This window comes from Kitasatospora sp. NPDC001660 (genome assembly GCF_053596725.1).
On sequence record NZ_JBSFGU010000095.1, the window covers coordinates 1 to 10,815 of the forward strand.

Here is a 10,815-nt window from a genome sequence, read left to right on the forward strand (position 1 = left end):
AAAGCTACCTCGCCGGCCTTCACCTTCGCGGCGCAATGATCTGGATCAAGGACCTCACCCGAACCCATTGATCACGACCGAATACGCGTCCTAGCAGGCTGGCAAGGCACACATCAGAGATGTCCTCCGTCGATGGCGCCGCTTGGGCGGCTCCAGAAGGCCGTCAGGTTCTCTGCCGGCCAGACTCCGTCATGGAGCGCTGGGTGCAGACCTGCCGCCGAGAGCCGTAGTTACCGACCGGGCTGGCCCGAGTCGCTCCAGGGCCCGGCGCCCCGCCGCTCGGGCGCGAACGGGGTACTGGAGGACAGTGCGCGACGGCCCACCGTCAGCGCTTCCCCCAGGAAGCCGACACCGATCGACAGCTGGACCGGGCGGGCATCCGGGGCGAGCCCGAAATGCTCGGCGGCCTGGGCGAAGCCGGCCGTCACGACCAGCGAGACAGCCGCCACCAGGAACGTCCGGCCGGTGTAGCGCTGCCATAGCACCCCTTCCCGCTCGTAGACCCGGATCGTGGCACCGCGAACCACCCCGAGCGCGGCACCGAGCGCGGCGCCTCCGGCCACCCACGCGTAGTCGCCCGCGCCGAGGCCGTGGTGCTGCGAGAGCGTCCACAGGCCGAGGCCGGTGAGTACCACCGGCGGAGCGAAGAGGTTCCGGGCGTTGAGCGGTTCGCCGCGCAGCCGCCGCATCACCACCACCACGACCACGGCGACGATCAGTGCCACGTAAACCCAGTTGTTCATCCCTGCCCCCGCTTTTTGTAGCCCGCCTGTGCCAAATCGGCAATTTAGCTCAGCTGTGCTATAAAGGCAACGTGCCGAAGATCGTCGACCCCGTGGAACGCCGCCAGGCCGTCGCCGACGCCGTCCTGCGCGTCGCGGCCAGGAAGGGCCTGGAGCACGCCTCACTGCGCAACGTCGCCGAGGAGGCCGGACTCGCCATCGGCTCGGTGCGGCACTACCTCGCGGACAGCTCCGAGCTCATGATCTTCGCGATGCAGGAGCTGGGCCGCCGGATCGACGCCCGGATCCACACCCGCGCCCGCGCCCTGCTCGACCCGGCCCCCGGCGCCGACCGACGCGAACGGACCGCACGCCTGCTCGCCGAGACCCTCCCGCTGGACCCCGAGCGCCGCGAGGAGTCCGCGCTCTGGCTCTCCTTCGTCACCGCCGCCCGCACCCGGCCCGAACTCCGGCCCCGGGCCGCCGAGATGCAAGCTGGGCTGGACGACCTGATCCGGCGCGTCCTGGTCGAGGCCGAGCGCTCCGGCGGCCTGGCTTCCGGCCTCGACCTCGCCGTCGAGACCCGTCGCCTCTCCGCCCTGCTGGACGGCCTCACCCTCCAGGCGGTCCAGCACCCCGACCTGGTCGGCCCGGACGAGCTGCGCGCGGTGCTCCACCGCCACCTCGACACTCTGGCCGCGCCCAGGCCATAGCCACGCGCCGTTCTTGCCGGTGTACTCCTCGACGGCGGTGTGGTCCGGGGTGATCCGGTACAGGCGGCTGCCGGTGGCGGCGACGCTGGTACCGGAGTCGGTGGGCGAGTTCGCGGGCGAGGGCGGTGCAGGGGTCTGACCGGTGGCCGGTGCCGGCGTAGGAGCCGATGGTGCAGGGGGTGTGGCCGGCGGCGGGGCGGTCGGTGCGGCGGCGGGTGCCGACGGGGCGGCAGGGGCCGGGGCGGGCGCCGGTGCGGGTGCGGGGGGCTGGGGCGCGGGTGTCGGTGCTGGGGTTTCGGTGAGCTTGCGGTACCGCAGCCGGACGTACTCGGACGCCGTGTGGCCGGCGATTGTCGCGGCGTACCGGTTGGCGGTCGAGGCGCTGGTGGTCGTGCCGGGCCTGTGCTCGGCGATGTAGCGGAACTCGCCCTTGGCCTGGTCGGTCCAGCCGGCGAACAGGATGGCGTGCCCGTTCTTGTCGAACGGGGTGTCCAGCGCGTCCCCGGGCTGCAACTGCTCCCAGTGATCCGGTCGGCGATGTCCGGCAGGCCGCCAGTGGTCCGGCTCTTGTCGAGCTGCCAGGCCATGGAGATGAAGCCGGAGCAGTCCTGGCGGTAGGGGCCGCCGGTGGGATCGTCCTGCCAGAAGTCGTACTTCGGGCCGTTGACTCCCTGGTGGGTGTACGGCACCTACTTGGCCGTCCAGTCAAGGTGGACGGTTGTGCTGTCAGTCGTGAGTGTGATGCTGTGCCTGTGATGACCTGGGAAGATTTCTGGCAGCTGATCGCGCTTCTTGACGGGCGTGCCGATCAGCGCCGCTGCGCCGATTTGGCGGGCGTGCTTGCCCGACGGCCGACGCCGGGGATCACGGGCTTCGGAGAGCGGTTGGCCGAGGCGCTCTACCGACTCGACCAGGAGCGGTTCGGTTTGCTGCCGGTGGTCGGCCTGAGCACCGAGGACGATCCGTTCCCGCAGTCCGGGGACGTGTTCTTGTACTCCCGCTGCGCGGTGGTTGCGGCTGGACGCAAGGTCTATGAGGGCATGTTCTTCGGGGATCCGGCGCGCTTCTCCGCCTTCACCGCGCCAGCGCTCGACGGCGAGTGGCTCCTCTACGTGGCCCAACAGGCGTATGAGCAGGTGACCGGCGAGGAGTGGGACCGGGTCACGCGCTACGACTTCGAGTCGTACTCCAACCCGGACGGGTGGTCGACCCGTCGGTAGCCGATCCAGCAAGGAGCGCCCGGGAGACCGACCGCCGGCCCGAAAGACCCGCGTCTCCCCGCCGCTCCCCACCCGTCGATCAGCCGCGGGGCCTTCGGCGGCCGCAGCCTGCTGGTACGCACCGACGAGAATCAGCGGTGCGGGGCCATGCTCGACGTCCGCCCGGCGGAGCGGATCGTCGCCGACCACTTCCGGTTGTGGCTCGGCTGCGGGACGCCGGCGGTGGACGGCCAGGGGGCGCCGTGGCGGGACTGGGTGCACGAGCTGCGCGGCTGCTACGAGATTCGGTACCTCGAAGGCGGGAGCCGACCCGAGATCGCTGAGCACGTCGACCGCGCCCTTTCGGTGGCCGAGCGCGCGGAAGCCGGCGAGCACACCGAGGAACAGCTCGCCGTCGTCCTGGACACCCTGGCCACGGCCGAGCACCTCTGCTTCCGCGACCTGCCCGGCCGCCGCCCCCTGCAGGCCTGACCTCACCGCCCAACGAGGCGTCGGCCGCCGCTTGGTGGTCGGCGCCTTTGCCGTCCTGGCCGCGATTGCCGGCTGCGCCGCGGGTGCCTTCGCCGCCGTTCGCGCGGCGGCGAGCTCCTGCTGGTCCTCGATGCCGAGCGCGGCGAGCGGATCCGGCTGCTCCTGGCCGAGACCGGTTCGCTGCGATGGCACTGGGTGCCCCGCCGGGGGAATTTGCAGGATCATCAAGTATGTTGTGCGGGCGTGCGGTTCTGATGAGACATCAGCGTTCTTGCGGCAGGAGTCGCGTGTCCTTACCGGGCGGGTGTCGTTGGGCACATCGTCCGTGTCCGGCTTGACCGGTTGGACACTGGACTACTGCTAGTTGGTGAAGATTGGAGCAATCGCCCTGGAAGCTGCCGCTCTGATGGGGCAGGATGACGCGGGACGCTCCGTAGGAGTGGGGCCGCACCGTATACCGTGCGACGCTTCTTGCACCAGCGAAACGCGACAAAAAAGGGTCGGACGCCGGGCGGATGGGGTAGAACATGGATGTCCGTCACTTCAGGGGACGGTGAGGACGAGTAATGGGCAACGCAGCTCGGGTGGCCGGGGCAGCAACGGGCCACCCTGGAGATAGCATGGACTTCAGGGGTTCAGCCCACCAGCCCACCAAACCGGCCGAGCGATCCGCCGCCGCATCCTCGACCTCGATCGCCGCTGAAGGGCAATCCGCCGCCACCCGCAGTGCCCCGATCGCCGCGGGCGGCGTCAAACGGCGGCGCTACCGGGTGAACCAGCGCGCCCTGATCCTGTTCACCGGCCTGGTCCTGGCCGTCGACCTTGTCCTGGCCGCGGTGACGGCACGCGGTGTTACCGGTCACCGGGACGGTGTAGACACCGGGGTCGTTTTCTTCACCGTTTTCGCCGTCGTCGGCACGGTGGCCGCCCTGGTCGGCGATCGCGTCCTGCCCAGGGAGTACCGGACGCCGGACGACGGAGCCGGGCGGGAGTAGGTATCTCCCGCCCGGCCTGACCTGCCCTGGACATCCTTGCGGTGGCGGCAGGCTATTCGTTCGTTTCCTGCGTCGGCCTGGGCGGTGGGTCGTCGACCTCGCCGCCGGGCCGTCCGTTCGCCGGTTCCGCGTCTGTGGCCCGCTTGGGCGGCTTCCGTTGCCGCTTCGGTGCGGCCCCGGGAGCCTCGGGCGGCGTGGGCGACGTGGTTCGGGGCGGAGCGGGTTGCCGCTTCTGGTTGCGCCACAGGAGCGTCCCTCCCAGGCCCGATCCGCCGGCCAGGGCGGTCCACCCGAAGACCGGCGTGATGGCGAGCACGGTGATCACCGTGCCGCAGACGATGGCCAACGCCACGCAGCACAACAGCATCAACCACCTGCCCCGCCGGGCTTCCTCGTCGCTGTTCATGAAGCGCTGGACGAAGCGGTCCACGAACGCCAGGAACGGCGATTTGATCTGTACGGGCTCGACGGGCTGCGTCGGCCCCGGAGGTATCTGTCCCTGGGCCGGGAGCCCGTGGACGGGGCCGGCCTGGGCGGGGGCGCGGCCGGGCTGCTCCCGGGGCTCGACCTCGGCCGAAGCCGAGTTCCCGAGCGCCGGCTCCCCGGCGGGAAAGAGCGCCTGAGGCAGCGTCGACGCGAGGGCCGACAGGCCGGCCGGGTCCGGAAGGTGTCCCGGCGGCTGCTGCGCTCCGCCGTCCGGGGGGACGGCGCTCCCGGGCGTCTGCGGTGCGATCTGCCCGGTCGGGGGTGGTGCGGGAGGGACATCGGGGGTTGTGCTCACGAGCGGAGTTTCTCCGGATTCGCGCGGGCCGCGCCTGGGCGGGGCCGGTGATTAGTCAAGAACCAGCACTAGGCGCCCCGGATGACCGGGTCTGCCCCTGAGCAAGGACGCGGCCCCCGGGCCGCGCCCCTTCTTCGGTCCCGGCCGGGGCCGGAACGGACCGGGCCGGCTGGGCCCGATCTCTGGTACGGCCGCGCGGCCGTACGCGCCAACTCCATTGACCGTCGGGCGGTACCCCCTCCGCCCCGGTCCCTTCCCCCGCCTTCCCGCCCCGCCCGGGGCGCGTGCATCTTAACGATGGGCATACAGCATACGAGCCGAGCAGACCGTCGGTGATAGCCGACCGAGAGCACAAGATCGCCAGGTGTAGCTGCGGGCCTCAGCTGGCCTCTGAGGTCACAGCCGCAAATTCTATCGCCGACGGCCCGACGCAGGCTCGCCCGCTGGCTACCCGAACTCCTGAACATGCGTCAATAGCCGCCCCGATGAAGGGGGAAGGAACAACCTCCCCTTCCGCACCATCTGATCCCACCTACCAGTCCACGAGTGCCCGACCCCGCCGCTGCCCAGTGAGACGGACCCCGCTTCCGAGCGCGTCGGCTGCCCCGCGTACGACGTTCAGGACGCCGACCCGGACGAGACGGCGGACGAGTCGCCAGCTGCTCGCGGTGTCCCGGGCCCCGCTGCGGTTGTCGGCGGTGGGTGAGGCGGTTCGGCGGGCCTGAACACGAAGGGTGCGCTGGGTGCGCCTGGACATGGTGGTCCTCCTGGCGGGCTTGATGGTTTTCCCGGCGAGCTGCCGGTGCAACTACCGTCGATGAGAGGGGAATTGGAGCTCAAGCTGGAACAATTGGATCCAGAGGGCGAAACAATCTGTCTGACCTGGGGAGACGCATTCAGTGCCTGGAACAAGGAACGGATCGACGCCGCAGCGTGGAGCGAGACCGGGCAGACCTCCGAAGGAAGACCTGTCCGCCCCGACGTCCGAAGCGAAGACGTTCGTCAAGGCCCTCCGCACACACGTACTGCAACCGCTCCAGGCAAGCGGCATCGACTACCGGCGCCTGTCCGGATTGCTGATCGAAGCATTCGGCAGCGGCTACAGCGTGACCACTGTCCAGCGCATCGGCTCCGGCACGAAGATCCCCCCTCGTGAGGTCCTGGACTTCATGCTCGACCTCGCCGACGAGCACGCCGGGCCGCTCGATGACGCGGCCCGTACAACAGTGACCGACGCCTACGATCCGGCCTTGAAACACAGCAACCCCACCCTGCACGAGGTCTACGAGCTCCGGGACCAACTCGCCCGCTGCCGCGCGGATGCCGAACACCTGGCCGACCAGAACACCCGGCTGCAGGCGGACTTAGCAGTAGAGCGGTTGCGGTTCCTGAAATGGACATACGACCACCAGACCAGGAGCTGGAGCGTCATCGGGACATGGTGGCCCGGACCGACGACCGCGTGTCTCACGCTGGAGACCCACGCCCAACCCGGCACTGCCACTGAACAGGCAGAAGCCGAGCCACCGCGCTGGTTCGTGTCCTTCGACCCTCCCGACGCCGCCGCCAATGGTTCCATCGTCCTCGACACGATCTCGCGACCTCGCGTGATCCTGCCCTCTCAACGAGTGCCCTGGTCGCACCGCCCCGTGCCGCCCGGCGACGACCCGGCCGATCCCCCACGAGACCTCACCCAGACCGCCGACGGCGACGAGAAGACGCACTACGAACTGCAAGTTCCTGCGGAAATCTTCGACTCCTCTGGCGGACCTGAGCCCTCCGAGCCGGCCGACGTGCCCGAAGACCCCGGCAACGAACGCGCACAGCCGGCCACACAGCCTGACCCCGCACCAGCCGAAGAACTCACCGACCCGCTCGACAACGCGCAGCCGAACGGGCCTGTGGACGAGGAACAGGAACCCCAGCGGCCCGCGGCTCACGCACCGACGCCGCCCGAAGAACACCACGACACCACCCCGCCCCCGACAGGCACCGAGCACCCTGCCAAAGAAGATCAAGACAGTTCCGCCGCCGACGCCGCCGACACCCGATCCGTCCATCAACCCCCACCACGGCCTCGTCAGCCCCCGGTCACCGGTAACACGGACCCCGACGTCCCCCGCTCGGCCGACCAACTCATCGCCCTGGTGCGTAAGCTCACCAGCAACGGACATAACGATCACGCCTACCAGACCGTCCTGCGCTACGCAGACATCTACACCCCCACCGACACCGGCCGACTCGCCCACCACCTCCACCGGTCCGGCTTCAGCGACCTGGCCCGGCAGATGGCCATCTCCTACGCGACGAGAACCCCGCAAGAAGTCGCCGACCTAGCCGCCACCCTGCGCAACAGCCAGATGGATCGGGTCGTCCCTCCACTGATCGAAGCCTTCGCGAACACACGTCTGATCCCGGACATCGCGCAGCTCGCCCACCGGCTCCACGGCCCATCCAGCGACTGGTACGCCGAGATCCTGCTCTCCAACCTCGGACCCCGCACCCTCGCCGACCACGCCGACCTGGTGGAATCCCTACCCCCCACACGCGCACTGACCCGCACCCTCCTCGGAGACCGGGCACCAGCCGTCCGCGCCGAACTCCTCAGCCGCGGCAACACCAGAGCCGCCGACGCCCTTGCCCCACCGCCTCCCTCCGAGCCCACTGACTCCGACACCCCCAAGCCGTCGTGGACACCCAGCCAAGAACTACCGCAATGAGCCCACAGAAGAATGAACGCTCCTGCCAGGAGGCCGCCACCACCTGCAGGCGGTGGCGGCCTCCTGCGAACCGCCTGGTGCTACCAGCCGACCCCGAGGGCTTCGAGCTGTCCGCGCTGCTCGGGGGTGAGTTTGTTCCGGCGGGCTTTGGTGTTGTTGAGCCAGGTCCCAGCGACACCGTGCCCTCCTTATGCGAGCGCGGCACGCGGACATGCCCCTCCCGTTCGGCGAAGGCGGCGAGCGCAGCCAGGCCCTGTTGGAACCGGTCCATCCGCGACACCTTCGGCTTCGCCTCCGCGGCCTGCTTCGCGGCCACCAGCTCGGCGTCCGGCTCGATGCCGATCGCCGTCAGCAGGTCCCGCTGGTCCGCCTCCAGGTCGGGCCAGTCGGCGCGCTGGGTCTTGACCCAGCGTCCGAGCTGCTCGCCCTCGAACACGGTGTCCTCGGGCAGCGTGGTCCAGCCGACGCGGCCGTCGGACTCCAGCCACCACAACCGTGCCACGGCGTAGGCGCGCTGCCAGGTGATCGGCCACACCGGGCACCACCACGGGTCGATCTCCTCCAACGCCCTGCGTCGCTCCGGCGACAGCGCCCCCGGCTGGTCGGCCGGCACCTGGGCCGCGGCACGCAGCTCCGAGAGCCAGGTGCCGATCGCGTACCCGCCGATGGAGGCGCGTGCCGACGCCGCCAAAGAACCACCGTGCCCCTTCGCCCACACCCGCGCCCAGTCCAGCCCGGCCTCGAACCGGGCGTCGGACACCGACCAGACCATCCCAAGCTGATCAAGCATGTCGACCCGGTGTCGCGCCAATTCACCAGCAGAATGCTCGGCCCGCCGATCCGACAGCCATTTCCCGAGCGGGAAATTCCCCTCTTCTCCAACCATCGCGGAATACGGTACATCGAGCCCGCCGGTCTCCTCGTGCCACCGCCTCGCGTGGTTGATCCCCTCCCGCCAGTACTGGTTCTCACCCGTCAGCACCCGCGAGGCGATGAACAGCGCGAGCACGTTCTCGTCCACCGGAGCCCGGAACCGCACCGGCAGCGTGAACGCCCCCAACCCACCCTCACCAGACCAGCTCCCACCAGGCCCAGACACCGCCTCAGCGCTACGCCCCTTCGTGCGCCTGCCGGACTTCTGGGGCACAGCGAGGGCCTCGACCACGCGTGCGTCGTGAGACCTCAAGGCAGTCAAAATACGAACGAGCGGACCGTAACTGTCCGACTCTAGAATGTCCCCGGGCTCCTCCCCAGGCTTCAGGAAGACCGGCACGATCAGTGATGCCGTTTTTCCCTCACCGGGTTTCATGCGCAGGGCCCGGCCGATGGCCTGGACGATCTCCACCATGCTGCCCCGGCCTTGCAGGAGAACAGAATCTGCGTCCGGGATATCGACTCCTTCGCCGAGGACCTTGCACTGGGCGACGACCCGGTGCCTCAGACCGTCCTCCTCACCGCTGCTCCCGAAATCGGCGATGACCTCCTTGCGGAAGTCGACATCGTGTTCTCCGGAGAGCCACTGCGCCCAGAATTCTTCGGGGTATTTCTGCGGGTTCTCGATGTTCAGCTTTTCGACAGTCTGGTTCAGCGTCTCGCTGAAGTAGCGGGCCTCGACCGTGCGGTTGTGGAACGTGATGCACCGAGCCAACCCCCGCTCGACCATCGTCTTCACCAGCCCAGCCTGGATGGCCGCGATCCGCTCGGCCGGCACCTCGTCCTCGCTGCCGTCCCCCGCCTCACCCACGCCCGGCCCCCACGGCACCCCCTGGCGCCGCGCACCAGCCCGGTCGCCGAGCGGGTCGCGCAGCTCCAGGACCACGATCTCGAACGGCGCCAGCAGCTTCCTGCCGATGGCCTCCGCCAGCCCCAGAGTGAACACCTGAGGCCCGTAGATCCGCTGGTCGTCCATGGACACCGCCAGCTCCTCCGGCAGCGGCTGCAGGGCATCCTCACGCCGCCGCATCGCCTTACCGGGCGGCGCCCAGATCCGCGGAGTCGCGGTCATGTACAGCCGCCGCTCCGCAGGGATCTCCGCCTGGTCGTGCACCACGGTCCACGTCTTCTCGACACTCCCGGAGGACCGATGCGCCTCGTCGCAGACCATCAGCGCCAGCGGGGGCAACAGCTCGCCCTCCCCACCCTCCCGACCCTCCCGCTGCGCCCTGTAGGCGTAGGCGTCGGCGACCGCTCCCACGGAGGCGTAGGTGGCGAACAGGGTGATCGGCCGACGGTGCCTGGCCGCGTGGGCCAGCCACATGCCGATCATCAGCGGGCTGGTGCTCGCCCTCACCCCGTACGGCAGGCCGGAGTCGACCAGCGAGCAGACCGCGTGCATATCCCCGCCCCGGCCGGCCGCCCGCCACGAGCCGACCATCTGCACCAGCAAGTCCAGCGTCGGCACGACCACCAGGACCACGCCCCTCGGCGCGAGCTTCTGCCCGGCCGCGGCCCCCACGTACGACTTCCCGGACCCGGTGGCCATCTGCACCGTCACCCGCAGACCATGGGGGATCAACTGCCCCGTGCGGGACGTCAGGCCCCGCACGATGGCTTCCAGGGCCTCCTCCTGATGCCCCCGCAGCGAGACGCTGGCGGCGGACTGGGCGTCCATCAGGCCCGGCTTCACGACGTCGTCCACGAAGACGAATCTCCCCTCACCCATCCCCGAGCCCACACCGGGGAGCCCACGGGAAACACTGACAGTGCCCTACCGATACATTCGACGGACCGGCCAAGGAATCCGGACGACCGGAATACGAGGCCGGAGAAACCGGCCGTCCGGAATGGCATAAGACCTCGATCAGAATTTCCGGCAAATACCCGAATCGCACGGGTCCAGACCCCGAAACCGGCGGGATCACCTGACAGTCTAAGACTGATACACCAAGGACTGCTGCTCACCCTGCCAGGGTAGCGCACCCCGCCCCGCCGAGGAGCGCGAATCCCGGTCCGGATGATGGACTAGACCAATTTGGCAGGAGTGAAGCCGACCCGCACGCGCCCCGCCGGGCCACCCCCTCCACCCGGCTAGCCTGCCTTGAGATCAGCCATTTTGACTGGCCAAGCCCATGACGAGAGCTCAGCCATCAGGCATCGTGGAGCGAAGCGGAACGATGGCGGCCCGGAAGCGAAGCGCCGGGCCCACCCGGGCGAAGCCCGGGTGCGGACACGCGGAGCGGGTCCCGCCCAACGC

8 protein-coding genes are annotated in these 10,815 nt (G+C 69.6%); 5 read left to right on the top strand and 3 right to left on the bottom strand.

The window, feature by feature from the left end; translation table 11 throughout:
- Window positions 1-230: 230 nt before the first annotated feature.
- Window positions 231-743: a DUF1453 domain-containing protein gene (locus ACWCXH_RS38885; protein ID WP_449806242.1), complete on the bottom strand. Its 513-nt coding sequence runs from the start codon at window positions 741-743 to the stop codon at window positions 231-233.
- A 71-nt stretch (window positions 744-814) separates the two neighbouring features.
- Here ACWCXH_RS38885 and ACWCXH_RS38890 point away from each other — a divergent pair, with 71 nt between their 5' ends.
- The 4 genes from ACWCXH_RS38890 to ACWCXH_RS38905 all read left to right on the top strand — a co-directional run bounded on the left by ACWCXH_RS38890 (window position 815) and on the right by ACWCXH_RS38905 (window position 4,121).
- The gene (locus tag ACWCXH_RS38890; protein ID WP_449806243.1) at window positions 815-1,435 is read left to right on the top strand and encodes a TetR/AcrR family transcriptional regulator; all 621 of its coding nucleotides are present in this window, start codon (window positions 815-817) and stop codon (window positions 1,433-1,435) included.
- A gap of 755 nt (window positions 1,436-2,190) precedes the next feature.
- Window positions 2,191-2,655: a DUF4240 domain-containing protein gene (locus ACWCXH_RS38895; RefSeq protein ID WP_449806249.1), complete on the top strand. Its 465-nt coding sequence runs from the start codon at window positions 2,191-2,193 to the stop codon at window positions 2,653-2,655.
- A gap of 147 nt (window positions 2,656-2,802) precedes the next feature.
- Window positions 2,803-3,126, top strand: coding sequence for a hypothetical protein (locus tag ACWCXH_RS38900; RefSeq protein WP_449806244.1), 324 nt, complete (start codon window positions 2,803-2,805; stop codon window positions 3,124-3,126).
- A 620-nt stretch (window positions 3,127-3,746) separates the two neighbouring features.
- Window positions 3,747-4,121: a hypothetical protein gene (locus ACWCXH_RS38905; protein ID WP_449806245.1), complete on the top strand. Its 375-nt coding sequence runs from the start codon at window positions 3,747-3,749 to the stop codon at window positions 4,119-4,121.
- Window positions 4,122-4,173: 52 nt separating this feature from the next.
- On the opposite strand, the gene ACWCXH_RS38910 is transcribed toward ACWCXH_RS38905, so the two are convergent.
- A complete protein-coding gene (locus ACWCXH_RS38910) occupies window positions 4,174-4,551 on the bottom strand; it encodes a hypothetical protein (RefSeq protein ID WP_449806246.1) in 378 nt (125 codons plus the stop codon).
- Between the two features lie 1,424 nt (window positions 4,552-5,975).
- On the opposite strand from ACWCXH_RS38910, the gene ACWCXH_RS38915 reads away from it, so the two are divergent.
- The gene (locus ACWCXH_RS38915; protein WP_449806247.1) at window positions 5,976-7,622 is read left to right on the top strand and encodes a hypothetical protein; all 1,647 of its coding nucleotides are present in this window, start codon (window positions 5,976-5,978) and stop codon (window positions 7,620-7,622) included.
- Here the strand turns inward: ACWCXH_RS38915 and ACWCXH_RS38920 are convergent.
- Window positions 7,507-10,260, bottom strand: a complete 2,754-nt coding sequence (locus ACWCXH_RS38920; protein ID WP_449806248.1) for a Helicase associated domain protein — start codon at window positions 10,258-10,260, stop codon at window positions 7,507-7,509. The genes ACWCXH_RS38915 and ACWCXH_RS38920 overlap by 116 nt on opposite strands.
- Between the last annotated feature and the right edge of the window lie 555 nt (window positions 10,261-10,815).